This window comes from Glaciimonas immobilis, from assembly GCF_011947285.1.
GTDB lineage: Bacteria > Pseudomonadota > Gammaproteobacteria > Burkholderiales > Burkholderiaceae_D > Glaciimonas > Glaciimonas immobilis.
In genome coordinates this window covers 1-25,762 of sequence record NZ_JAAOZT010000017.1, presented here as the reverse complement: position 1 = coordinate 25,762, position 25,762 = coordinate 1, and the positions used below count along the sequence as shown (strand labels likewise).

At 53.6% G+C, this 25,762-nt stretch carries 15 protein-coding genes and 3 pseudogenes; 15 read left to right on the top strand and 3 right to left on the bottom strand.

Annotation, left to right across the window (positions count from 1 at the left end):
• Nucleotide 1 precedes the first annotated feature (1 nt).
• The 11 genes and pseudogenes from HAV38_RS19945 to HAV38_RS19895 all read left to right on the top strand — a co-directional run.
• Entirely contained in the window at nt 2-1,678 is a 1,677-nt protein-coding gene (locus tag HAV38_RS19945; protein WP_245182481.1) for a c-type cytochrome, read from the top strand.
• Nucleotides 1,679-2,163: 485 nt separating this feature from the next.
• The gene (locus HAV38_RS19940; protein WP_168057159.1) at nt 2,164-3,726 is read left to right on the top strand and encodes a multicopper oxidase domain-containing protein; all 1,563 of its coding nucleotides are present in this window, start codon (nt 2,164-2,166) and stop codon (nt 3,724-3,726) included.
• Nucleotides 3,727-3,782: 56 nt separating this feature from the next.
• Nucleotides 3,783-5,378 carry a multicopper oxidase domain-containing protein gene (locus HAV38_RS19935; RefSeq protein WP_168057311.1) on the top strand — a complete coding sequence of 532 codons (1,596 nt, stop codon included), beginning with the start codon at nt 3,783-3,785 and terminating at the stop codon, nt 5,376-5,378.
• Between the two features lie 77 nt (nt 5,379-5,455).
• Complete coding sequence (locus HAV38_RS19930; RefSeq protein ID WP_168057158.1) at nt 5,456-13,936, top strand: hypothetical protein; 8,481 nt, start codon at nt 5,456-5,458, stop codon at nt 13,934-13,936.
• A gap of 28 nt (nt 13,937-13,964) precedes the next feature.
• Nucleotides 13,965-14,537, top strand: a complete 573-nt coding sequence (locus HAV38_RS19925; protein ID WP_168057157.1) for a hypothetical protein — start codon at nt 13,965-13,967, stop codon at nt 14,535-14,537.
• A gap of 52 nt (nt 14,538-14,589) precedes the next feature.
• A complete protein-coding gene (locus HAV38_RS19920; protein ID WP_168057156.1) occupies nt 14,590-15,459 on the top strand; it encodes a LolA-like protein in 870 nt (289 codons plus the stop codon).
• Between the two features lie 105 nt (nt 15,460-15,564).
• On the top strand, nt 15,565-16,527 hold the full coding sequence (locus HAV38_RS19915) for a LolA-like protein (protein WP_168057155.1): 963 nt from the start codon (nt 15,565-15,567) through the stop codon (nt 16,525-16,527).
• Nucleotides 16,528-16,579: 52 nt separating this feature from the next.
• Nucleotides 16,580-16,792, top strand: a complete 213-nt coding sequence (locus HAV38_RS19910) for a hypothetical protein (protein ID WP_168057154.1) — start codon at nt 16,580-16,582, stop codon at nt 16,790-16,792.
• A gap of 13 nt (nt 16,793-16,805) precedes the next feature.
• Nucleotides 16,806-17,063 (top strand): hypothetical protein, encoded by a 258-nt coding sequence (locus tag HAV38_RS19905; protein ID WP_168057153.1) that lies wholly within the window; start codon nt 16,806-16,808, stop codon nt 17,061-17,063.
• On the top strand, nt 17,017-18,147 hold the full coding sequence (locus tag HAV38_RS19900) for a sensor histidine kinase (RefSeq protein WP_168057152.1): 1,131 nt from the start codon (nt 17,017-17,019) through the stop codon (nt 18,145-18,147). Before HAV38_RS19905 ends, HAV38_RS19900 begins: the two co-directional genes overlap by 47 nt.
• Before the next feature lie 105 nt (nt 18,148-18,252).
• Nucleotides 18,253-19,237: pseudogene (locus HAV38_RS19895) on the top strand (IS110 family RNA-guided transposase); the annotation flags it as partial.
• Between the two features lie 655 nt (nt 19,238-19,892).
• Here HAV38_RS19895 and senA read toward each other — a convergent pair.
• Nucleotides 19,893-21,086 carry a selenoneine synthase SenA gene (gene senA / locus HAV38_RS19885; protein WP_245182480.1) on the bottom strand — a complete coding sequence of 398 codons (1,194 nt, stop codon included), beginning with the start codon at nt 21,084-21,086 and terminating at the stop codon, nt 19,893-19,895.
• 1 nt (nt 21,087) lies between these two features.
• Here senA and senB point away from each other — a divergent pair, with 1 nt between their 5' ends.
• On the top strand, nt 21,088-22,095 hold the full coding sequence (gene senB, locus HAV38_RS19880) for a selenoneine biosynthesis selenosugar synthase SenB (RefSeq protein ID WP_168057151.1): 1,008 nt from the start codon (nt 21,088-21,090) through the stop codon (nt 22,093-22,095).
• Between the two features lie 824 nt (nt 22,096-22,919).
• On the top strand, nt 22,920-23,249 hold the full coding sequence (locus HAV38_RS22390) for a four-helix bundle copper-binding protein (RefSeq protein WP_483413864.1): 330 nt from the start codon (nt 22,920-22,922) through the stop codon (nt 23,247-23,249).
• Here HAV38_RS22390 and HAV38_RS21715 read toward each other — a convergent pair.
• Nucleotides 23,242-23,394, bottom strand: a pseudogene (locus HAV38_RS21715) (IS6 family transposase); the annotation flags it as partial. The gene HAV38_RS22390 and the pseudogene HAV38_RS21715 overlap by 8 nt on opposite strands.
• Between HAV38_RS21715 and HAV38_RS21705 the strand changes: the two are divergent.
• Both HAV38_RS21705 and HAV38_RS21990 read left to right on the top strand, forming a co-directional pair.
• Nucleotides 23,329-24,480 carry an FAD-dependent oxidoreductase gene (locus HAV38_RS21705; protein ID WP_342448189.1) on the top strand — a complete coding sequence of 384 codons (1,152 nt, stop codon included), beginning with the start codon at nt 23,329-23,331 and terminating at the stop codon, nt 24,478-24,480. The pseudogene HAV38_RS21715 and the gene HAV38_RS21705 overlap by 66 nt on opposite strands.
• Nucleotides 24,481-25,350: 870 nt before the next feature.
• Nucleotides 25,351-25,524 (top strand): annotated as a pseudogene (locus tag HAV38_RS21990) (transposase domain-containing protein); the annotation flags it as partial.
• Between the two features lie 57 nt (nt 25,525-25,581).
• Here HAV38_RS21990 and HAV38_RS19870 read toward each other — a convergent pair.
• Nucleotides 25,582-25,762, bottom strand: a 181-nt coding sequence (locus HAV38_RS19870; protein ID WP_168055520.1) for a hypothetical protein, incomplete at its 5' end; no start/stop codon positions are given.

The window sequence follows — 25,762 nt, the reverse complement described above, 5'->3', positions numbered from 1 at the left end:
TGTGGCAGGCAACCTGGAGATTGCGCAGCGATTGTCGGTGAGGCGAAGGCTGGCGGGATTTATTCTGCTCATGATGGTAATGTTGCTCGTGCTGACTGTATCGAATACTTTGGCAGATCCCTTAACCGGTAACGACGCAGCACTGCAGCTGTACCGCAAGGGTATGCTGCCTTTTGGCCTGATGGTGCGTGCGGAATGGGGTGCTAACGGATCGGTAAAGGGTGCCGAAGCAGCTTGCGTCAATTGTCATCGCCGCAGCGGATTTGGTACGACGGAAGGAAAATTCGTCATCCCACCTATTGCCGGCCGCTATTTGTTCAGGCCACATGGTAACCAGCCGGAGGATATCGACTTTCGCTATGGGGCAGGTTTTATTCCGAAGCACCAGCCATACACCGATGCGACCCTCGCCAATGCGATCCGGAATGGCATAGGCCGCGATGGGAAGCCGCTCAATGCGCTGATGCCGCGCTTCGTATTCGACGACGTAACTATGGCCGCCCTAATTGACTATTTAAAAGTCCTTTCAAGCGACGGAGTGCTGGGTGTCACCGACGATACGCTGCACTTTGCAACCATCATCACACCCGATGCCGACCCGGTAAAGCGGCAGGGAATGCTGGATGTGCTGGAACGCTTTTTCCGCGATAAAAATGAATTTATTCGCGGTGGCTTTCAGCGCATGAAAAGCGACAAGGGCATCATGTATCGGGTCTCCCGTAAATGGCAGCTACATGTGTGGGAACTCACCGGCGGACCGGATGTTTGGGAGCAGCAATTGCACGCACGCATGATTGCGGAACCGGTCTTTGCAATTGTCTCCGGGCTGGGTGGGACAACTTGGGCTCCGATTCACCGATTTTGTGAGCGCGAGGCGATTCCCTGTCTATTACCCAATGTCGAAATTCCGGTCAATACCGAGAACGATTTCTATACGATTTATTTTTCCAGAGGGGTGCTGCTGGAAGCGGAATTGTTGGCATATCGTCTGCGTCATAAATACGTCACACCGGGGCGGCGGCGCTTGGTTCAGGTCTTCCGGGAGGGAGACATCGGACCGCAAGCGTCCGCTGCACTCGCAGACGCGTTGAAAATTGCAGGATGGCAGTCGACGTCCCGCGTCCTTAAGCTGTCGGATAATGCGGCGGAGCTAGCCAAAGCGGTCGATAGTGTGGCGGCTAGCGATGTGTTGGTGTTATGGCTGCGTCCGCCCGATCTCGCGTTGTTGCCCTCCAGCCCAAAGCCGGGGGAATCATTATTTTTATCAGGCGTCATGGCGCAATTGGAAAACGCGCCGCTGCCGCCTGCATGGCGTGAGAACGCACTGATGACCTATCCGTTCGATTTACCGGAGGTGCGTAAAGTCAGGATGAACTTTCCGTTAGGATGGTTCAAAATACGCAATATTCCTGTCGTGAGCGAACGGGTGCAGGCCGACACTTATCTGGCATGTCAAATTTTGTCAGAAAGCCTGGGGGATATGCTTGATAGTTTTGTGCGCGACTATTTAATCGAGCAAGTTGAGGCGATGTTAAGCAGACGCCTGGTTAATGGTTATTATCCTCGCCTAGGACTGGCACCCGGCCAGCGCTTTGCCTCGAAGGGTGGCTATATTGTGCGCTTTGCACAGCAGGGGTCCATGCAACCGATTGTCGATGGCGATTGGATTGTGCCGTGATGTCTGCAGATTTTATTTTGGCTTCCCTCCCACGGGAATGAACGCCGCGACGTGCATCTGCAAAATAATTGAATACACCCGCTGCTTGTTTTGGCACTGCCGTTAGTGCAAAGATTTTAGGTCTATTGTTCCCGTCAACCCACTCGTTTTGGGTCACACAATGGATACCCTACCGCCAGTTTGGGGAGAAACCCCCATATTTTTTCTCTGTGAAGAAACGTACTATTATGCCAAGGGAAATGGAAAATAAAAATAGATTGCGCTGATTCGGAACAAGCGATTTAGCCTCACCAAAGCAAATAGTTTTTTGGCCAGAAGACCGAGCTGAACCGACGCTGAGTGCGGGGAAGTCCCCGATGACGCATCTCACCTCCTCTCCGCGACCAAGGCAGACAAAAAGTTGAGCAAACAGCTCTGCCATCATGTTTGACAACAAACGGTATTGATGAAGTTCACATTCTGTCGACGAAGTGAAGGAGGTCGTGATGTCGATTACGAAGTTGAGTTACAGCGGGTTGACCGCTTTACTGCTCGTTCTAGCTAGCACCCATGTCGGAGCACAGAACTTTCGTGTGCAATGTCCGAATGGTACGGCGCTGCATAAATCGCTCGACGGAAAGGTCGACTCGATGATTGTCGGTGACCTCAGTCGGCCCACAGCCGCAAATGCCAACCCCCAGATCAAGTGCCAGCATATTTCTGGTGGAGACGGATTTGCCACGATGGCAGATGGACAGCAAATATACTTATTTGGCTTCGGTGCGTTGTCTGGGTTGGCCGATTTGAATAATGGTTTGCCCGGGACCGAAGTCGCTAAGGTGTTCAATGGTGCATTTGTCGGTCCGGTATTTCCAGGGGATGGAACCACGCCGAACAATGCCGCCATTACGGAACCGGCACTTATGATGAATAACGGTGTGTTGTCGGCGCAAGCGCCCGGACCGATGATGGCGATTGACGAAGATGATGAGTTCTTTCTGACGCTGTCGAACGTCGGGATGATCATGCGGCCTGATCTTTTCGAGCAGCACACGGTCCACTTCCATGGTTATCCTAACGCGTCGTCTTTTTTCGACGGCGTGCCGGATGCATCGGTCGCCATTAACATCGCGGGTAGTTTTACCTACTATTACACGGCGCCCGACGCCGGCACCTATTTCTGGCATTGCCATATTACGCCGCCGGAGCATTTGCAGATGGGAATGGTGGGCCAACTGTTTGTCCGCCCTCGCCAGAATCGGCTAGCACCCGGGGAAAATCTTTACATCGCCCTACATGACTATCTTTACCCCACCGTACCTATTTCCAAGCGAGTCGCAGCGCACTATCCGAATGTGAGTTTTCCCCCCGAAGACTGCAAGAAAGATATTCTATGTTCCACTCCGCTTCCTGGCAGGGATAACGGTGTAGTGCAGATCGCGGGTGCCAAATATGCGTATAACGATGGCGATGGTTCGACCCGCTATGATGTCGAATATCCGATCCAGATGATGGGATTCGATCCTAACTTCCACTTTATTGGTATGACGTTTAATCCTGAGCCATTCGCTGATATGAAGGATAAATATTTCCTGCTGAGCGGCCGCGGATACCCCGATACCATAGGGGTACCCGGATATGCGGGTCTGCCGGCGGCATCGACCAATCCTCTACCCGGCGGTGCCATGACTACCGCTGCCAGCGACGGGGTAGCGCGCGAATCGCAGGTTCAGCCTACGCTGATCACAATTAATAAAACCGGCGGCCAGACCAGAGCGCTGCTGCGGGTATCGAATTTGAGCGTGACTGAATATCACACCTTGGCGACCGTAGGCGTGCCGATGCTGGTGATCGGTTTCCATGCCCGGCTACTGCGCGATACCGCTGGTGAAAATTTGTACTACACCACCAACTCGGTGACCATCGGAGGAGGAGAGTCAGCCGATGTGATCCTTGATGTCAGTATGGTTCCTGTTGGTACCTATTTTCTGTACACGACCCAACTTGACCATTTGTCGAATGATGCTGAAAATTTCGGCGGCATGATGACTGAAATTCACGTTCTATAGGAGGGGCTGTGGAGAACCTACTACACAGAGGTATCGGGGAGTTCGCTAAGGCGGTCATGACGCTAAATATAGCAGTGATCGCAGTGTGCGGATGCTGGAGCGCTCCCGCGCAAGCGGCCGTGCCCGGCATTACGGGCGGCGCTACTACGCCGGTATTCTCGCTAGTGGCAAGCGCTGCCTATTCATCGCAGCCGGACGGCGCGTTAGTGTATTCCTGGGGATATGGTTGCGGCAGAACGGGTTCTGCGCCTGGCGTGGTTGTGCCAGCGTCCCCCGCCGGTTTCGCGCCGGCAGCGATGACCAGTACCAGCCATTGTGCTCTCGTGCAATTGCCAGGACCGACGTTAATCGTTACCGAAGGCGATATGGTCACTCTTGAACTCGTCAATGCGTTACCGGCAGCTGCGGGAAATACCTCGATCGTATTTCCCGGGTTTCAGGTGTGTTTCGGTCCCATCAGCGGTGGGGTTTGCCATCCCTCCGCCACCAACGGTACGCCGGGCATCCTCACCCGCGAGGCGGCACGCGGGCAGACAGTGCGCTATTCATTTGAAGCGACCAAGCCTGGCACCTATGGCTACCACAGCGGCACACAGGCAGAGCTGCAAATTGAAATGGGTTTATACGGCGCGATCATTGTGTTACCAAAAACTGCCCCCACACGCTGCAATAAGTCCGCCCTCGGTAGTCAAACCGATTTCAGGCTTGCCAGCTCTGCCTACGGGCACCCGCAAACATGCTACGACCGCGAGTATTTGTTTCAGCTGTCAGAGATGGACTCCACCATCCACTCAGCGGCCCTGGATCAGGTACAGGCTTGTGATAGTGCATTGCTTGGCGGTGCCAAGGTCTGTGCGCCCATCATCGTCAAAACCGAACCGTATCATCCGAATTATTTCCTGATCAACGGGCGTTCTATGCCGGATGATATGGACGGGTCCTTCTCTCCGGCTTACCCGGCGCAGCCTTATAACGGCAATCCTCATCTGCATCCGGGTGAAACGATGCTGGTACGGGAGATCGGTCAAGGGCGAATCCAACATCCGCTACACATCCACGGCAATCATGCGCGGGTGTTGGCAAGGGATGGCAATCTATTGCTTTCAACTGTTGATCAAACCAGTCTCGCCGGGCCACTGATTTTTACTTTTCCTTCAGTGTCCGGGCAATCGGTGGACGCGCTATTTACCTGGACCGGCAAGGGCTTGAACTGGGACGTCTACGGCCACAAATTTGCAGGCGGTCCCGGTGCGAGGGATCCCGCTCCATGTTATCCGGATACGGCGGGTTTTTATACCAATGCCAGCAATCCGCCTGCTATCCCCGGGGTGACACCAAACTACGGCGAGTGGTGCGCCGACCATAACAAGCCGATGCCGGTTACGCCGCCAGACCCGCAAGTTGTCACCAACGGCTTCTGGTACGGCGGAACGCCTTACCTTGGGCTGCAGGCTTTAGACAGTGGCGGGGTACAGCCGATCACGCGACCATTGCCACCCACCGCAACGTCGCAAAACCCTAGCGCAGGCTACGCCTTCATGTGGCATTCGCACGATGAGCGAGAGATTACGACAAACGATGTGTTTCCGGGAGGGATGATGATGATGATGATCATTGACCCTCCGGGGGCAGCAATCGACGAGAGGTTGTAAGTTGTTTTGAGCGATTGGGATCGACTGAGATCGATGATTGTCGATGGATAGTCGCCTTGCGACAGGTGAGGATAAAAATGAAAATGACAATTATATTGAGGCGATTACCGCTTAAATTCGCCATTGTCGCAACTGCGATGGCCCTGACGGTAACCTCAGCAATCGCCCAGACCGGTGCACTCACGACAGTGCATCTAAGCGCGCAGCGCATGAGTAAAACGCTGCCTGACGGCACCATCGTTCCGATGTGGGGCTACTGTTCAGATGACCGTGCGCAAAGTTCGGCGTTAAGCGGTGGTGTGCTACTTAACGTTAACCCATGCAGCACTCCGGTGCCTGGAACCACCAAGTCGGTAGTCAATATGGCCTGGGCACCCGGTCCGACGATTGTCGTACCGATCGGGAATCAACTCAATATAAGTTTAAAAAACAATTTGGCGGCGGGCATTTCCACTTCGCTCGTGATCCTTGGTCAGATTGGCGGCAGCGCGGGAAGCCCTACGCGGGACTTCACGCCGGTTGATCATCCACCGCAAACTGCAACCACCTGGCCAGCTAAAGCGGCGGCTGGTTTCACTCCACCGCAACAGGGCATGCGTGCCCGCGCCTTTAGTCAGGAGGCCGCCTTCAACGGCACAATCGCCTACACATGGAATACGAATATTGCGCCAGCAGCCAGGAATCCTCAGTACCTCAAGCCAGGCACCTATTTATATGAAACCGGAAGTCATCCGTCTTTGCAGGCACCGATGGGGTTGTATGGCGTGCTGATTGTAACGCGCAGGCCAACGTATGAAATCGAGGGAGCAGGGAGTGCCGAGGCATCGCAAACGCTGGAGTCGCCCGGCCATGCTTTTCCTGGCGCGTATGCTAATTACGCTGGCACACCATCGCCACTTGCCAGATTAGTCGGCGTGCCTTACGACATGGATGCAACCTTGCTATTTTCTGAGATTGATGTGACCCAGAATACAGCGGTGGATGCAGCAGCGGTAGCCGGAACCAGCGAATCAATCCGCTGGAATGATGCGCGTTGTACCCAATCGCAAAAGCCCGTCGCAACCGGCGTTGCGCAGGTGCCGTGTTATCCGGCGGCAGTCAACTATGCACCGACTTATTTTATGGTGAATGGCAAACCCTACAATCAAACCAGCCCCGCAGACTCGTCGGCGGTATTGCCAGATTTGGCCGGCAGCGACGCCGTCACGGGCAACATCATGTTGCGGATGGTGAATGCAGGTTTGCGCACGCATACCCCCGCCGTCGTCGGACTACCGTTTACGCTAATTGGCGAGGATGGCAACGTGGCACCGGGTAATACCAAGGTGCAGAATGAAGTCAATATGCCAGCGGGTAAAACGATTGATGCATTATTGCTTCCCAAGGCCAGCGCAGCGACCGGTACGCAAAGAAGATACACCGATGCGGTGTATCCATTTTTTGATCGGGGACTTGGCCTGACATCAGGCAACGAAACCAAGGGAGGGATGCAGGGATACCTGGTTGTTGCGCCAGCGAGAACCGCCACGCTGACCGGCTCCGCGTTGGTACGTGCCCTCAATACCAATATCGGTACCAGTGCCAAACCAGCGGTGACCGCTACGGCCAACCCCGACTATTACACGCTCTCACCGAACGCGACCGTCTTGAACGACAACGTGCTGACCAATGACATCGGGGTAGTCCGCGCCGTCATTCAGGGGCAGGCGCTGACTAATGGCGCCACCACGTCCACTACAGTGTTGGCGCACGGCAACGTGACGCTTAACACTAATGGCAAATTCAGCTATACGGTGACCACTGCTCCCACCCGCACGAGTACGGCTACGATTGATAGCTTTACCTATTGCGGCAATGATTCGGCCACCGTGTGCGCGTTGGTATCGATAACCTTCGAGGCCACCGGTGCTGCACCGACTGCCGTGGTACGGACTTATAACAACACTGCGACGACCGCCTATCCAAGCAATGTCGCATCGCTGTTGAAAGTGCCGCGCGGTGCTGGCTTGCTGCAAGGTGCAGCTGACCCCAACGGCTATCCGCTGACTGCAAAGTTTGCGGGGGTTGCGCCGAGCTGGGTAGCGCTGGGTAGCGACGGCTCCTTTACTGCGACACCTTGTGCGGCTGCCCCCGCCACCTGTACGTTCCAATTCGTATCAGTGAATAGTCAGGGTACCGCCAGTCCCTCCCAAACCGCGACAGTAGTATTTCCGGCGGGAAGTGGCTTGCCGATAACGCTGGTCGATGCCCAGAACGGGAAGGTATTGCTTAACGATTACAGCTGGATAATTGAAGAGGATCAGACCTGGCACAATGCGAATGTCGGTGTGACCCCGCCGATCATCAACGGTAAACCGACGCCGAGTTTGGCCACCAGTTTTTTCCGCAGCTACATGCCGGTCGTGGCTTCCGGCTGTACCGGAATATTAAGTTGCATGGATGCACAGAGCGTCGGCGGCACAGCCGTAGTGCCGAAACCGCGTTCGCTGCCGTCCGATGTCGCGCTTGATCCGAACAAGTGGTATTACATTTCCATTTTGCCGGGTGATGCGGCTAATCCTTTTGTAAGTGCCTTTGCGGGTGATCCTCTACTCACTCCGGATTGCTTAAACCCTGGCGCTGCCGGTGCCAATGACGCTAAATGTGGACATACGATCAGTGGCGGTCAGATTGCACCGTTAGCTGGAGCCGCATATCCTGCCACCATTATTAAAGTGGAGCCCAATCCTGTGCGCCCAGCACAGCTGTCGGTGTATATTTTTGAAGACAGCAGCCCGACCAATGGTGATCCCGATGCGACCGAAAACGGTCTGGGAGGATTTGAAATCCGTATCTGGGATACCGCAGGTCGCTCCGGCGATGCGATCGGTCAAATAACGTACGACGCCTTCAACATGCCATTGACGAATGCGTTGCTGGGATCACCCGGTTGCCCCAATGTTTATAGCCCCACCACTTCTGGCACAAGTTCTACCAGTCTTAATTACGCGGGTAAGGACTTGACCGGCGTAATTCTGACATGCCCTAATGACCCTATCGATCCTGCTAACCCTAGCGCGGATTACGTTTTGCAAGGACAGGCATTGGTTAAAAATCTGATGCCTGGCCGCTTTGACGTAATGGCGCACCCCGGTGCGGTGCGGCGCGGTGCAGGAGAAGTCTGGCATCAGATATCGACTCTGGAAGGCACCCCGGCGCAGGATGCTTTTGTCAAATCGGGTGAGCCTGCCTACTTTCAGGAGTTTGGCCCTCCGGGCTTCCATACCTTTATTGGTTTTCTCAATCCTGCCCATATCGCCCAGCAAAATATTATTGCGACGCATGTTCCTGCAAGCGGGATTCCACCGGCACCAGGTGCCGATAACGAAGGACCTCCAGTCACCGGGCCGGTTGCGCTTGCCACGACGACGGTATCAGGACGCATTACTAGCCTTCATATGTCGCGTCCGGTCAAGGAAACCCTCTGGGATTCCGGCGTGCGTGGACCGCTGGCTGCTACGTCTTGTATGGTAGGTCTCAACCAGCAGGGTGAGCTGGGTCTGAATATTGGCTTCGCTGCTTGTGACGATGACGGTAATTTCACGCTCACCAATATTCCTGTGGGCTCTTACATGCTGGTGATCTGGGATCATTGGCTGGATCAGATCATCGCCTTCAAGTCCGTCCAGGTATTGGCCAACAACACGCCGGATAAAAATGGTAATCGGGTACCGTCGGGTGCGGTGACATTGGGTAACATCCCGGTATTTAGTTGGTTCACGCGGGTGGTGACGAGTACCTATATTGATCAAAACGGCAATGGCACGCGCGATGCCGGCGAGCCCGGTATCGCGCAGGTACCCGTCACAATCCGGTTCCGTGATGGTTCCGTCTCCAACGTATTACCGACCGATTCCGATGGCAATGCGGTGTTTTACGAGCTTTTCCCTCTATTTAACTGGTACGTGGTCGAATCAGACCGTACGCGCTTTGCCGGTACCGGTGTCAACGTTACGGTTGACGCTGGCGGCTTGCCCGATTGCGTTACCTATCAACCGGTTACGGGACAGGGCACCATTGGCGCAGCCAACCAGAATAGTGCCATGCCGTGTTCAAAAACCGGCGGTATTCTGAATTCTTCCTATGTCTGGAATGACCCGATTACGGGTGAGAGTTTTGGTGCGGTTCCACCGGGATTGAGTAACGGCACCAACCGTAAGGACAGTAGTAGCGTGCTGTATGAAGGTTTGCAAGGTTTCATCAATCAGAGTCAGATTTTGGATTGGGGCAAGCGTCCTTTCAATGTTGGCGAAAACGGTGGGATTCAAGGCATGGTTGTGTATGCCTCGACCCGTGGCTTTGATGATCCGGGCCTTGAGGTGCAGTTTAAATGGGAGCCGGGCGTCCCCCGCGTCATCGTTAATTTGTATAAGAAGTTGCTGAATGCCGACGGCACGACAGCGCTCAGGCTGGTGAACTCCACCAAGACCACCAGCTGGGACGATTACGCCAACGGTACCAAGGCCGATGGAACACCGAATATGGTGTGTCCAGGGCAAGACGGCAAAGATCCGTTCCTGACCTACACCCTTGGCGCATCTAACCAGTTCAAGTGCTACGACGGCTTCCACTTATGGAACCAGGTTCAACCTGCCGTCTACGATGGCGCCTATGCATTCACTACCGATGCTGCGGGCTTGCCTCTGGCGCCGGGGAGATATGTGGTCGAAATTATTCCTCCGGCCGGATACGAGATTGTCAAGGAAGAAGACAAGAACATCTTGATCGGTGACGCGTGGGTAGCGCCGGTAGCCCAGCAGTTCAGTGCGTTGACCAACATTTTCATCATGCCCGATCAAGCCCAGGTGGGTGCATATTACAATCCAAAGAACCCGAATAATGCCACTACCAGCCTTGGGTTCCAGGGTGCTAAAGTCCAGTTTCCAACCTGCGTTGGTACCTTGCGTACGGTGCCTGATTTCATGAGCCTGTTCCCCGGCTCCGGTCAAGTAGCACCGTTCGCGGGGGCGGTCAAACCGCTCTGCGATCGCAAGGAAGTACAGCTTGCCGACCAGGCGACCGGCAAAGCAAGTTTCTTCATTTACAGTAATACACCGGTTGCTGCACATTTCACTGGCTTGATCCTTGATGATGCTGCGACTGAAATAAATGCCACCTCGCCCGATTTCGGTGAGAAATTCGCCATCGCCTATGCGCCAGTGTCGATCCGGGATATGCATGGCGTCGAAATTTCGCGGGTGTATTCCGACCAATGGGGTACCTACAACGGTATGGCACCATCGACCTGGCAAGTCAACGTACCGAACCCCGCTGGATATTCTCCGAATATGCTGATCGCTTGTATGAATGATTCCGGTCCAATCGTCGATATGCGCCCCGGTTCTTCAACCTTGGGACAATTGATTTCGGACCCATTGTTCAATCCCTCATTCAGCCATTTTTGCTATACCAACCCTTACATGCCGGGTGCAACTGTCTATCTTGATACGCCTGTGTTGCCAGTGGCTGCGTTTGCCGATGGTTACAATCCGGCCGATTGCAATTATCCCGACAGCACGCCCTCCATTAAACGCGTTGACGGCGACAACGTAGGACCGTGGGTGGCTGCGGCTGACGGTACGCATATTGTGAAGATCACCGCGCTGAGCGACGTGGATGTGCCAAATCCGGCATATCAGGGACCTAGTGCGACTAGCGCGCCATTCAACCAGCGCACGATCAAACGGCACTATGGGTTCGGTCCGATTGCGGGCACGATTAGTATCAATGGTGTGGCCCTGACCAATGTGTCATGGTCCGACGCCAACATTACTGCAACGGTCCCAAGCGGTATGGCGACCGGTGAGTTGCTGATCACCAATGCAGCGGGATTGTCTAGTGTGGATTCGGTCACGCTGACTGTCGGGGGTGCGGTTCCCGTAGTGGTGAAACCCGCCTTTTTTAATCCGAGCCCAGCCACGGCCTCGGATGCTGGCTTTCCGCATCCGATTCAAGACGCGATCGATAGCGCGCGGCCTGGCGATCTGATCATTGTGGATGCGGGAACCTATCCTGAACTGTTGATTATGTGGAAACCGGTGCAATTGCAAGGCGTAGGTGCTGCCTCGGTGGTGATCAATGCTGCGAAATATCCGACGCAAAAGCTGGAAGACTGGAGACCGAGAATTAATAAGCTGTTCGGAGTGGATGTCACGACCGGTAATCTGAGCGATAAACCGCAAATCGATCCGCTTCCGACCCAAACTCCCATCACCGGTGGCGTCGTGCTGCTCGAACCAACCATACTGGCGACAGAAGAAGGGCCTGGAATAGCCGTCCTGGCCAAAAATCTACCGCAAAGCGATTGCGCCAGTACGACTTCAGGAAACAATGGACCGAGCAATTATTTTGCTGTGATCGCGAAAAATCAGGGCGTGCCTAGCAAGGTCACCATACAGCCGACCGGCTGGAATATGGGCGATTCGAACTTCCTCTGTGCTAAATCGCGGATAGATGGCCTAAGCATCACTGGCAGCGATGCGGGCGGCGGCATCTACGCCAACGGTTGGACCCATGGACTTGAAATTTCGAATAACCGCATCTATGGCAATTCGAGCTCTATGCATGGGGGTTTACGGATCGGCTCTCCATTTGAGGAAGAAACTCCTCCTGTAAATGGTTATGGCTATGACGTCGGCGTGAATATCCATCACAACGCCATCACCAACAACGGCACTGTCGAAGCGACACCGGGTGCAGGCGGTGCCAACTCGACAGGAACCGGAGCAGGGGTGTCTATCTGTACCGGTACCGATAATTATGCGGTAAATTACAACTTCATTTGTGGTAACTATAGTAACGGCGGCGGCGGCGGCATCGGTGCCATCGGCGTCAACATGAACGGCGTGATTGCCCATAATAAAATATTGTTTAATCAGAGTGCCCAACAGACGATGACCGTGCATGGCGGCGGGATCGATATTGAAGGCGATCTGACTACCAACACCACATTTTCCAACGGTACCGGCAATATCACCATTGATTCGAACCTAATCGTCGGTAATTTTGCGCAGTCCGGTCATGGCGGTGGGATTCGGTTGCAACAGGTGAACGGCAACGACGTTATCAGCAACCCAACCAATCCCGAAAAATGGTACAGGGCAACGATCACTAACAATATCATCACGAATAACGTGGCGGGCTGGTCGGGTGGCGGCATCTCGCTGGTGGACACGCTGAAGGCGGTGATTCATGAAAATACTATCGCTAACAACGATAGTGCTGCCATCGTCGGCGCTTTGTTCGGCATCAATGGCCGTGGTCCTACCACATCGTATGCGAGCCCGGCTGGTATCAGCACTGAAATGACTTCGTCGGCGCTGCTTGCAGTGTTGCCGACCACTGCTTCGGCGGGGGTGCCGGTCGCGGCGACCAAGGCGCGCAATACTTATTCCAACCCGGATATATTCAATGACATCATTTGGCATAACAGGTCGTTCTATGTCGACGCAACCCGTGGTGCGGGTGCATCCAACGTTTGCTCGAGCAACAATACCAATGATCGGACCTGCAACGTGCTGCCACCGTCGGTAAATGCCAGCGACTGCACCGGAACGCCAGCGTATTGGGATATTGGCACGGTCGGCGATGTTTCGGCGGCAGCATCCAGATTTACCGTAACGGATATGTACAACTCGGTTCTTTCGCCAGCAGGTTCTATCTATGGCAGCAATCCTAGTCACGGTATCAGCGTGAGCGACCCTGGGCTGACCAAGAGTTACTGTAACGGCCCGCGTGCCAATCCCGGTATGAAGTTCGAGCCGGGTCAGCCATTCCTGCCTCCTTTCAGCATGGTTGCCGGTGTCACGATGGATGAGGCCGGAAACTTTGTCGACCTGAAATATGGTCCGCTGTCCCTGACTGATCCGCTTCAACCAGGTGCAGTACCTTACGGTAACTACAGCATTACCACCGGCGGGGCCGCGTATAACAACGGCATAGGCGCTGATCCAGGCAGTCAGATCCGGGCGACCAGCTTCGATTATCTGGGTGTTCCTCGGCCAGCAGCTGGTCGCTTACCGGGGTTTGACATCGGCGCGACGCAGGTCAATAACGGGATTGTCGGCGGGGCAAATACATTGCTGGGCACAGCGTCACTAATCGCAAGCACAAATGCATTGGTGGCAAACGCTAACCCATTGACTACACTGGCAGCGGCAGTCAGCGGGACGCCCCCACCGGTTGCGCTGTTGAGTGCATTAACACCAGCATCGATACCCTCTGCGCTCAACTGCGGTGCGCCTGGACAGGCGGTCTGCGGGACCGGTACGGTACAACTGTCGAATAGCGGGAAGTCATTGCTGACGATAGCCGGTATCACATCTAGTAATCCGGTGCAGTTCGCTATAGCGAGTAACTGTGGCCCCACATTGGCTAGCGGCGCTACCTGCGGGATCACAGTGACTTATCATCCGCTGGCGTTGGGGGGAGCGGTCAGCGCATCATTATTGGTGCGCGACAATAGCGGCGGTGGGGCTGGTAGCACGCAGGTCGTTGCTATAAGCGGCATAACGCGATAAGTGGGTAATAAGCAGGCAAGGGGACGGTATGAATCGGCAAAAAAAAACAGCGCGGGACAGGGACGTTTCAAGCTGGTCGGGCGTTACCGGTAGGGAGCGTGGAGTCAGTGTCGCGCCCCCAATAATGGACGGCTGGCACAATGGCGTTTGTAGCGTTGCCCGTGCCATCATCATGCTAGCCTTCCTTGGGTTTTGTAGCGGCGCGTATGCTGATAACCAGGAAGATCCGCGCGATGCCGCGCACGCCTGGCGCATCAACCACAATCCGCAACTGGAGCGGATGTGGGGTATTAACGTAATAGGCGTGCGGCTGGTTTCTTCTAACTGGATGCTGCAATTTAAATACCAAGTTACAGACCCTGAAAAGGCGAGGTTGCTACTCGACCATCAAGCCAAGCCGTATTTGACCGACAAACCGAGCGGGGCGATGCTAGCCGTTCCCGCCATGGAAAATGTCGGGGAACTGCGACAAGTGTCGTCGTTGGTGGCTGGGCGGGACTATTTCATTATTTTCGGAAACGCCAGCAAAGTGGTGCGGCGCGGTAACCGGGTAAATATTGAGGTTGGAGCGTTCCATGCGGACGACCTGATGGTTGAATAATTGGTCGAATAGCTGGGGCGGAATATTATTGAATGAAAAGGAGAAGCACATCATGAACAGCCACTATCGTCTTTCCATTCCCTCAACATTATGCGTGTGTCTAGCCGTGGTAATTTTCCTGTCTCCGGCCGCGCGGGCAGAAACCCCACCGTTGGGTGCAGCACAAGTCGTCGATAAGAATGTCGTGGCGCGGGGTGGGGCAACCGCTTGGGCTGCAATTCGTTCGATGTCCTTTGTAGGTAAGATAGATGCTGGACGGACCCATCCCACTCCTCCCGGCACGGTCGATAGCTACTCATCGGGTCCGTCGAATCTGCGCCCCGGTCAGCGGCGCATGATGATCGCTGAAACGCCCGTAAAATCAGAGGAGGTGATTGCTTTGCCGTTTCGGCTGGATTTGAAGCGGCCGCGCAAAAGTCGGCTGGAGCTTGACTTCGCCGGCGATACCGCGATTCAGGTCTATGACGGTAGCGCAGGATGGAAGGTTCGGCCTTTCATGGGGCGCACGACGGTCGAATCGTTTAGTCCCGCGGAAATAAAAATTGCCGCTTCCCAACAGGAGCTTGACGGTCTGCTGATTAATGCAGCCGCCAAGGGCAGTCAAATCCGCATGGAAGGTATGGATAGCGTAAATGGCGTGCGCGCTTATAGACTCAGGGTGGCGTTACGCGATGGAGACGTGCGTCTGGTATGGGTGGATGCTGCGACGTTCCTGGATATCAAGGTCGATGGTGTCAGGGATGTCGGCGGTCGTTCGCGGGCGATGACGACGCTGCTGAGCGATTACCGCCGCATCGACGGCGTGATGATTCCCTTCAAGATGGAAACCCACGGTGTCGGGCTGAAGGATGCTGAAAGAATAATCGTGGATAAAGTACTGATCAACGCGGATCTTCCAGATACGCGGTTCGCAAAACCGTAAAACTGGTTCACCAGAAAAATGTAAGAATATACAATTTAGCGTATTTTGTCGTTCTAAGTACAGGCGTTCAAAACGTCGAATGGCCGCAAAGGCAGAGGAGAAGATATGAAAAACCCAGCGCGCTTAATGGCAATATGCTCCAACGAGAAGGGGATACGCGACCGCGAGGCCGTCCGGATCTTCCGTTTATCCGTCTTACACACCTTGCTGCTGCCGACCATGCGTATTATTTGGATAGCGATGCTGACAATCGCCTTCAAAGCCCACGCGATCGCGCCGATTCAGCAAGGATCTGCTGCCGAAAATCCGCAAGTACAGACACTCACTGCCGCCCAAATCATCGCCCGCAATGGCGTCGCGCGCGGGGGCATTGACGCATGGCATGCGGTCACCGGTTTAAGTGAGGTCGGCCGGATGGAGGAGGTCCAGCTTAGCACTATGAATGGTACCCACAAACCGCGTTCGGGCGCTCAATTAACCGTTGGTAAAGGAGCGCGCGACCGGACTGTTCCATTCACCTTGCATATGCAGCGGCCGCATAAGATGTATCTGGAAATTCAATACCATGGGTCGACAGCGATTCAGGTCTTCGATGGGATGCAAGGGTGGATGGTGATGCCTACATCTAGCGGGGCTATAGCGCTGAAATACGCGCCACAAACTGCGCGCGCGGCGGCGACGCAACAGGATCTGGATGGTCCACTCATGGATAGCGCGGCAAAAGGGACCAAAGTGCTTCTGGATGGCATCGAATTAGTGGATGGACGCAATAACTATCGCCTCGCATTGACATTGCGCGACGGTCAGGTGCGCCATCTCTGGATCGATGCCGACACCTTTCTCGATACCAAAATTGACGGTATCAGGATGATAGGAGGAACAGCTTGGCCGGTAGAGACCTATTTTTCCGGCTACAAGAAAGTGCACGGGCTTCAGATCCCCCACGTGCTGGACACCGCGATCGGCGGTACCCGTACCACTGAACGCATAGTGATTGACCATGTTATGCTCAATCCTGTATTGAGCGATGCCCTCTTTTCCGCGCCTGCTATGACGTCTGGTCCTTAACCTAACGTGTCAGCTTTAGACGTAGGCAGGAGCATGGAAAAGGAGATTGATTGTGGCGATTGTACACTGCAAAGTGGAACCGTCATTGTTCCCCCTGGTGTTGCTTATCATGCTTGTTCTGAGCGCATACAGCGCAGATAGCGGAAGCGAGGCCGGCACCGGCCAGGACGGTCGGGCAAGCCCTGTCGAAAAATACGGTGACGACCAAAGCGATGTCACCACTGCTTACTCCGCCAAGGCAACCAAAGGGAACGACATATACTAACGCATTGCCTGCGATGCCAAACGCTGAACAGCGGTATGCTGCCGCCGCAGAAATAAATGGCCGGGGTGGACCGGGCTTGCAGGATGGCGGTAACTACTATGATGCGCAATGTATGATGGAAGTCAAGCTAGGTAACCGCGTCAGTATGTTGATACTCGGAAACCTTATTATTCCCAATGAATACAGTTCACGAAGTGGGTTCTCAGGCTCGCAAGGAGACAATAATGTTAAAGCTGCAGCAAGTGATGATGACCATGCGCGGGATGTCTAGCGAGCTGGAGTTGTCGAAGTCACAGTTTGGTGAGTTGACCGAGCTGATCGGGATAGCCTCGATAATCGTCGATAGCCAAAGCAGGATACTGAGCATCAACGAGATAGCGGCGGCAATGCTGGGATTTAAGGTGGAAGAATTGCAGGATACCTTGTTAGCGCAATTAGTAGAAAATGGTCAGGGGGGCCTTGATCAAATACTGACCTTTCCGCTGAAGTCTGGCAAGCTCGAATCGTTTGAGATCCTTTTCATAGGTCGTAGCGGTCGCAAAAGTACACTCACTATCGTGCCTCAGTCGATTGAACATTCTGATGGCATCACGCGTTCTATGTTGCTGCTGCTCACAGAAAAAACGAATCGCAACGCTTTACTGCAAACCTTGGATCGATCAGCGCCCAAACTTCAACAATTTTCGAATCGTTTAATTGCAGCGCACGAACTCGAGCTGAAACGCGTCTCATCTGAATTACATGACGGCATTGGACAAGTGTTGGCAATGATAAAGTTTATGATAGAAGATGCCGCGCGACAGGTGAAAAGCGGAAAGTCGGACGAGGGCGAGAAAATTCTTGATGAGACGGTGGTACGGCTGCGGGAAGCAATGAATGAAGTCAGGCGTATCTCGATTGAATTGCGTCCAAGTAGCCTGGACGATTTGGGGCTGATTCCGACGATTCAATGGCATTGCCGCATTTACAGAAAAGCATACCAGAATATGCGCCTAAATCTTGATCTAGATGTGATTGAAGCGGAAGTCCCGGAAGTGCTGAAATTGGACATTTTTCGCATCATACAGGAGGCATTAAACAATGTCGCCAAGCATGCACAGGCATCCCAAGTCACTGTCTCTCTTCACGTAGAGCACGCCAATATGCGTTTGATCATCCGTGACAACGGTCAGGGGTTCGATGCCAATCCACGCGATTTTTCCTCTGCGACTCGATGGGGCTTGGGGTTAAAAAGTATGCGTGAGCGGGTAGAGTCGTCTGCTGGCAATTTTTGGATTCAATCGGGTCTGAATAGCGGTACCAGGTTAGAAGCGCGCTGGTCGTTACAGGCGATCGTGTCCGAGGTATTGGTATAGCCAGCAATAATGTTTGGGGTTCTGATGGAATGGACGCCCTCTTTTAAACGGCATCAACGTGCCAAAATTGGAGCGGTACCCCCCCGAACGAAAGGAGCGTCCAAAATGAAGATTACTACTATTGGAATCGATTTAGAAAAGAATCTGTTTTGAGTTCATGGCGTCGACGATCATGGAAATGCGGTGCTTCGAAAGAAACTAGATCGCGTAAAAATGGTGGAGTTCTTTGCTCAACTGCAACCGTGTTTGATTGGAATGGAAACGTGTGGCAGCGCCCATTACTGGGGCAGGAAACTGACGACGATGGGGCATACTGTGAGACTGATGGCTCCTTAATTCGTGAAGGCCTATGTCAAGACCAATAAAAAGACATGGCCGATGCAGAAGCAATTTGCGAGGCCGTTTCTCGGCCTAATATGCGCTTCGTTCCAATAAAAACCGACGAACAACAAGCTGTTCTGTCATTGCACCGAGTGCGTCAGTCTTTTATCAAAGTGAGAACAGCTCAAGCAAACCAAATTCGCGAATTACTGTCCGAGTTCGGCATCATTATTGCGCAAGCAATTGCGAACATCGCCAGGCGCCTCCCTGAAATCATGGAAAAATCAGATTTGCCGGCAAGCTTTCGAGATCTGCTACAACGTTTGTATGATCACTTGAAAGACATGGATAAACAGGTCGATGAAATGGATGACAAAATTCAACAATGGCACCGTTCTGCAGAAATGAGCAGAAAACTTGCATAAATACCAGGAATAGGTCTCATCCCTGCCACGGCATTAGAGCATCAATTGGAGATGGTAAGAATTTCGTGAGCGGGCGCCAACTAGCTGCGTGGTTAGAACTGGTTCCCCGACAGCATTCCAGTGGGGGCAAATCCGTGCTTTTAGGCATCAGCAAACGCGGTGACACTTATTTACGCACGCTTTTGATTCATGGAGCACGAGCGGTGATTCGATTTGCCGACAATAAACCATCTGCTACCTGGCTCAATAACTTATTCAGTCGACGAAATAAAAATGTCGCTGCGGTCGCTCTGGCAAATAAAAATGCGAGGGTAGTATGGGCGTTATTGGTACATGAAGAACAAAGGTTCCGACCTGATTCCGGTGTAATGCAGTATCGCTTGCTGCGCTTCGGTCTTGACTGCGACTGCGCGCACGCTGGGTTGCTGCACTGCAAGTCAGATTGCGGCGCATCAGCAACGTCATTTTTGTTACCGCTGACAAAGGCCTTGACGGCCTTACCCGGCATCATTTCATTCCCTCGATCACCGCAGGCCGCTCGCAAAATGTTTCACCTAACGGATCCGACTCCAACCGCAGCCATTGCTGAAATCCATGGTGATTCAAACATTGCAGGCGTTAGCCGAGCTTCAGACCGTACGCTTCGATCAGACGCGCGTCGTATGAGCGTTTTGATAGTATCGGGGACGAGTATCGTGTGAAACCATCCATAATTTCAACAGCTTAAAATAGGTTTTAAGAAATTTAAGCTGCGTGTAGATGAATTTTGCAGAAAATGCTGCCTGTAGAAAAATTTACTGTTTTTATTGTGAGGGTAAATTTGTCTACAAAAAGTTATCGCTACCTATGAAAGAGGTCAGAAAACTGTAGTTGAATTTGCCGATGTCTACGGGACACGGGTGAAAATTTTCCTTCACGTTTGCAACGCAAGGCACCTACAATATTTTTGCGCCATCCACCCTCATATGGTTGGCATAGTGGTCGTTAGATAGCTGATCCTCAGGCCGTCGCGCAAGTACGGAAACCAGAAAAAATGTCATTGCGATGCGGCAGAAAGAAGTTTCGGTAGCGGGGATGATGCATACGGTCGCTGGTGGCAAAGGAGCCGCCGCGCACGGCGCGGTGCGTGTGAAACCACGGTGCCGAATATTCCTGATAGGGGTCCGGCGTAAAGCCCGGATAGGGCTCGAAGGGATCGGCCGTCCATTCCCATACCGCGCCTCCCCAACGGATCAAATCGTGGCTGGCGGCATACTCCCACTCGGCTTCGGTCGGTAAGCGCCGCCCGCTCCACCTGCAAAAGGCTTTCGCTTCGTAAAGATTTACATGGCAGACCGCGGCATCAAGTGGCAGCAGCACCCACTGACCGAACCAGCGTTGCTCCCAGCCATCGTGCGGCGATTTTCGCCAGCGCAACGGTTTTGTGAGGCCGGTACGCTTCAACCATGCCATGCCCTCCGCCGACCACCAACGTGCGTCGCGGTAACCACCCGCCGCGACAAATTCGGCGAATGCGCCGTTGCTCACGCATTGAGGGTCAATATGAAAGGGAGCGATCTGGATTTCGTGAGCCCATTTTTCATTGTCGAACGCGAATCCGTCGCCAACGGATGACCCCATCGCGAACGTCTCGCCGCCGATCACGACGTCGCCGGCATCGCGTTCAATGGATGGCATCAGCAACGGCGCAGGCAGCGGATAGTCCATGGTTTGGCGCATGCAAGCCAGCGCCTCGCCGTGCATGTCTTCATGGAACAACGCGAGGCGAAAAAAGTAGAGCGCTTGATCGGTGTCCTGCACGGTGGCAAGTCTGGCGCGCACACCTTGCTGCACGGTGTCCACGTAGTCGCGTATCTCCGCCAGTGGGGGAAGGTCGAGATGCCAACGGTCTTGATGGGCGACGCGCATCGAATCGAACCAGCGGTCCGCGTCCGCCAGCAGCGAGGGGCGGCTAGCAACGAACTCGCCACGCTGATTGGCATACGCGTCGCGCAGTACCCACCGTTCGGTGAACCATGCAACATGGCCATACTCCCACAACGGCGGATTGATCCCCGGATCGTAAGGAACCTGCCATTGGGACGGCGTCAGATCCGCGAGGGTCGCCCAGATTCTGCAATGGGCGTCAACGAATGCGTCATCCAGCGCGAATTGGTTTATCCTTCTCGCTACGATCCCTTCCTTCTCTATCATTATGCGTACTCCCAAGGCCAGAGTGACCATTATCAGCCCAGCGCTCCAGAAAGCCAACAATGGCAATTGGCAGACCGCCTATCGCTGGTCCCGTTTCCTGCAACCCGCCTATGAAATTACATTGGGAACCGATTGGCCGCCCGCCGACGACCAGGACCAGCCGCCCGCGTGCCTGATTGCGCTGCACGCGCGGCGCTCGGGAAGTGCGATCGCCAAATTTGCGGAGCGCTACCCGGATCGCCCATTGGTGGTGGTGTTGACCGGCACCGATTTGTACCGCGATATCCGCAGCGATGGGGGCGCCCAGCGCTCCCTCGATCTGGCCAGCCACTTGGTCGTGCTGCAGGACGAGGGCCTGGCCGAGCTTGCCTCGTCGCATCGCGCCAAGTGCCGCGTTATCTACCAATCCGCACCCGCGTCGACCCCGGAGACGCCGAACCGACGCACCTTCGACGTCGTGCTCGTGGGCCATATGCGGGCGGAAAAGGACCCGCTGACGCCGATGCGAGCGCTAGAACTGCTGCCGGATTATTCGCTTGTGCGCCTGATTCACATCGGCGATGCGCTGGAGAGCGTGTATCTACACGCTGCACAGACTTTGCAGGCGCACACTTGGCCCACTGTCACGCGTTACGTCTGGCTGGGGGGCTTGCCGCATGGCGATACGCGACAGCACATCAAACGGGCAAAGGCGTTAGTCATCTCGAGCGTCATGGAGGGCGGTGCCAATGTGATCATTGAGGCAGTCACCGCCGGGGTGCCAGTGTTGGCCAGCCGGATACCGGGCAACATCGGCATGCTGGGCCTCGCCTACGACGGCTATTTTCCGCCGGGGGACTGTCAGCAATTGGCCCGCCTACTTGACCGGGCGAGCCGGGAACCCGATTTTCTGTCGCACCTACAGCAGCAATGCGCGCGTCGCGCGCCGCTGTTTGCGCCGGAGCACGAACAGTCAGAAGTCTTAAAATTAGTGAGGGATGCCTTGAGGCAACACCAGGTCCCACGTTGAACGCAATGGCCAGCACAAAAATCAAACTTATCTTCTTAGCCGACGGCGGTTACCAGACTGCGCCCGTCGTGCTCTCCGATATCCTGAGGAACGCCGGGACCTTTCCAGTCTTGAATGGGATGAGAGGCGACACCAGCGTTATACTCCCGCAGCCCCTTTTGCAACTCAAGCGCACTCGGAACGCGTAGACCTCGGCAAATTTCACGACAACGTCACGGTAAATTTGTCTACGCGCGCGCAACCTAGAAAATTCTCATTAGTTATTCTTTAAATTCGCAGGCTTAAAAAGTCTGTCAGGTGTTATTTAGACCCAATTTGGGGAAGTCTATCGGGTAAATTCGCCTACAAATTAATTATTAAATCTACATTGATTTAGGGAAAATAATTTTTCAAGCAACTTATAATTCGTTAATTAAGCATTCACGTAACAGCAACAGGTTCCTTTTCAAATTTAGCTACTGCCACTTGCTTAGTAAATCCAACAGCGACGTTAACGTACTAAACAATACATTTCCGCCGATCAGGACCCAGGGTATCGGACGCTTGTTTCCGATGATAAATATTTTAGCATCGGGTTGCCGTACCGAATAGCAAAGCGTTTCTCACCAACAAAAACTAAGATCCAAGTCGCCGCCAGAAAATTTGAATAAAAGGAAAGAATCTGTCACACACCAATTGCTCAGATGCATGTTGATCAAAGCACTACTACCGTCGTCTGAGCTGTGGGGAGTATTGAACTTATCGTTCTTACACGCCATCGAATAAGTCCAGCAACAGATAATTTTTTCACCGTTCAATTTTTAAACTTTTGAAGGAGTAGGGAAATGGAAAGCCAGACACAACAAGCGGGTAGCGAGATTAGTTCACTGCTTGACTGCTTCAATTCCTGTACGCAATGCGCCAATGAATGCATTAACCATCAAGACAGCAGTATGGTGACGTGCATCAAGCTGTGCGAACTTTGCGCAGACACGTGCGTTCTTTGCGTCAAGAGCATGTCGAGCGGATTAGCACAGAGCCAAGGAATTTTTACTGCGTGCGCGAACGTGTGTGACGCCTGTGCAAGCGAATGCGAAAAGGGCCAAACCGCTACCATGCGGCAATGCGCAGAGGCTTGTAGGAAATGCTCAGCAACGTGCAAGCAGATGGCTTAGTGACGCGTTTGATGGCGCGATGATCTTTTTCGTCGATGTTGTTGAGATACTTTATCTGACGCACGATGATGGCTTTTTTATGCTGGGTGTTGACCGCATCAATGGCCGCTTTATTCGCACCGCTCTTGTCCATCGTAACTTTTTCAAGCGCACGTTCACGGAGCCCGTGCCAGCGATGAAAGAAACATTCTTCGCAAAAAAAAATATCGATACCTATCATGGTCGCGCCCACTTCTACGGGTCGCACTTGGTCGAGGTGGGCGGCGAAGTGCTTACAGGGCGATTCATCCTGATAGGCGTCGGCGCGGTGCCGATGCGTCTTGGCATTCTCGGCGAGGAACATCTCGTCACGAGCACTGACTTCGCTCAATCAACTGCCAAAGAAAATCGTTTTTCTTGGTGGCGGCTTCATCGCCGCCGACTTTGCTCACATTGTGGCTCGAGCAGGTGCACAAGTAACTGTGATCCAGAAGGCGAAGCGCATGCTGATGCCGTTCGATCCCGACCTTGTCAGCTGGCTCATGGAAAATTTTACCAAACCGGGATCGACGTGCGGATCCGGACGCGTGTGACAGCCATAGAAAAAAGTAACGACGGTCTAGCCATCCGCGCATCCCTGAACGATAGGGAAGAGATGTTCAATGCCGATCTGATGGTATATGTGGCGGGCCGCGTTCCCGATCTCGAACCGCTCGATCTGGCCGTCGCAGGGGTGGTGATCGAGAAGGGTCATCTCACGCTAAAGGAGTTTCTGCAGGGCGTGTCCAACCCTGCGATTTATGCGGTAGGTGACGCGGCATCGAGCGGTCCGCCGCTAACGCCAGTGGTGAGCCATGATGCGAAAGTCGTTGCCGCGAACATGCTAAACGGCAATTATCAGAAGCTGGACTACCTCGGCGTGCCTAGCGTTGCCTTTACGATTCCGCCTATTGCATCGGTCGGTCTTAGCGAAAAACAGGCGCACGAAAATGGGCTCAAGTTTCGGATGCGCAGCGAGAATGCAGCGGACTGGTACACAGCGCGGCGCGTCGCGGAATCGGCTTACGGGTTCAAGGTCCTTGTTGAAGAAGGTACCGACCGCATTCTGGGCGCACACCTGATCGGGCCGCACGTCGAAGAGGTGATTAATATCTTCGCGTTGTCCATCCGAAAGGGGCTAACGGCTGAGGATCTGAAGACGACGATGTTCGCGTATCCAACCGGGGCCTCCGACATCGCCTCCATGATCTGACGCGAACGCTTTTGCGCACAATGGCTCCAATTTCTGACGACTATTCTAGGTGTCAAACAGCGTTTGATATCTTCCATCAATCAGCGTGCATATTTGGCAGTCCTATCTTTGAAAGGCCTTAGCCAGCAAGGACTGGAAAATATTACGAACTTGCTGACTCTAACAAAAAGTGGAAAATTGATCTCGCTGTTTGACACATCTGGACTATCGATTGCGAGAGCTTTGAGTATACATCGAAGGCAATAAGACTCTCTTGTAACCTATGCTAAGCAACAACAAAACAAACATACCGATTTCAATAGCGCTGGCAGAATCTGCAGTCAATCAAATTATCAATGGCTGAATGTGCAAGCGCCAAAAAATGAGGCGGAAACCCCGCGGGTACATTTGCTTGCACAAGTACAGTGTGCTGTGATCAATGACCGTATTCCCGCGGAGCTTGCCGTTTATTACAAGAAAATGAGCGAACTGCCGGAGCACATAAACCGATTCCTTGAACTTCATGTCATGGTGATGAGCAAGAACCCCAGCCCTTTTAACAGTCCTATGAACAGTCCTATGAATTATTCATAAAAAATCCTTGTCGTTGAGGCCAAAAATTTTTCGATTACTTCATGTATACAAACGCGTCGAGCAGGCGCTCACTGCGTGAGCGTTTGGCAATGTCGGAAGGGAGTATCGTATGAAATCGTCCATGATTTCAATAGCTTAGAATAAGCTTTATGAAATCCAAATTGGGTGTAGACGAATTTTTCTGTGGACGGCGGGTGCAGACAAATTTACCGTTTTTTTGTTAGGATAAATTTGTCTACAAAACGCTACTACTACCTATGTGAGGGGGGGCAAAAAACTGTAGATGAATTTACTGAGGTCTACGTCGTGCACAGCTTGTTGGTCACGTGCCGACTGCACGACATCAATACGTAGGACTATTTCGTCGACGTGCTGCAGCGTGTCGGCCAGCATTCGGCATCAATCGTGGATCAACTAACACCGCGCATTTGGAAGCCGATGTTTGCTGCCAACCTATTGCAGTCTGACTTGCACAAGCTTGCCGGAGGCCGCACGCCTTTTAATGGAGGATCGCTTCCCAATGAAAGGCTATCGGGTCTCGTCGGATGCCGCTGCGTCCACATTGCGCTTGCTGCCGCCCAGACTCACATTTGCGAATGGCTCGACCATCCTGCCATCAAGTTCGGCCATGCGGTTCAACAGCCACTGTTCGGGTTCGCCGAAACTCAGCCGGCGCAGCATCACCGGCGACGATTTGAACTGCGGCTGG

What these genes read in the sequence shown, in the direction of transcription:
- senB (WP_168057151.1), top strand. Translation starts at nt 21,088, where the DNA reads ATGCGTACTCCCAAGGCCAGAGTGACCATTATCAGCCCAGCGCTCCAG.
- HAV38_RS19900 (WP_168057152.1), top strand. Translation starts at nt 17,017, where the DNA reads ATGTTAAAGCTGCAGCAAGTGATGATGACCATGCGCGGGATGTCTAGC.
- HAV38_RS19920 (WP_168057156.1), top strand. Translation starts at nt 14,590, where the DNA reads ATGAACAGCCACTATCGTCTTTCCATTCCCTCAACATTATGCGTGTGT.
- HAV38_RS19930 (WP_168057158.1), top strand. Translation starts at nt 5,456, where the DNA reads ATGAAAATGACAATTATATTGAGGCGATTACCGCTTAAATTCGCCATT.
- HAV38_RS19915 (WP_168057155.1), top strand. Translation starts at nt 15,565, where the DNA reads ATGAAAAACCCAGCGCGCTTAATGGCAATATGCTCCAACGAGAAGGGG.
- HAV38_RS21705 (WP_342448189.1), top strand. Translation starts at nt 23,329, where the DNA reads ATGCTGGGTGTTGACCGCATCAATGGCCGCTTTATTCGCACCGCTCTT.
- senA (WP_245182480.1), bottom strand. Translation starts at nt 21,086, where the DNA reads ATGATAGAGAAGGAAGGGATCGTAGCGAGAAGGATAAACCAATTCGCG.
- HAV38_RS22390 (WP_483413864.1), top strand. Translation starts at nt 22,920, where the DNA reads ATGGAAAGCCAGACACAACAAGCGGGTAGCGAGATTAGTTCACTGCTT.
- HAV38_RS19940 (WP_168057159.1), top strand. Translation starts at nt 2,164, where the DNA reads ATGTCGATTACGAAGTTGAGTTACAGCGGGTTGACCGCTTTACTGCTC.
- HAV38_RS19925 (WP_168057157.1), top strand. Translation starts at nt 13,965, where the DNA reads ATGAATCGGCAAAAAAAAACAGCGCGGGACAGGGACGTTTCAAGCTGG.
- HAV38_RS19905 (WP_168057153.1), top strand. Translation starts at nt 16,806, where the DNA reads ATGCCAAACGCTGAACAGCGGTATGCTGCCGCCGCAGAAATAAATGGC.
- HAV38_RS19935 (WP_168057311.1), top strand. Translation starts at nt 3,783, where the DNA reads ATGACGCTAAATATAGCAGTGATCGCAGTGTGCGGATGCTGGAGCGCT.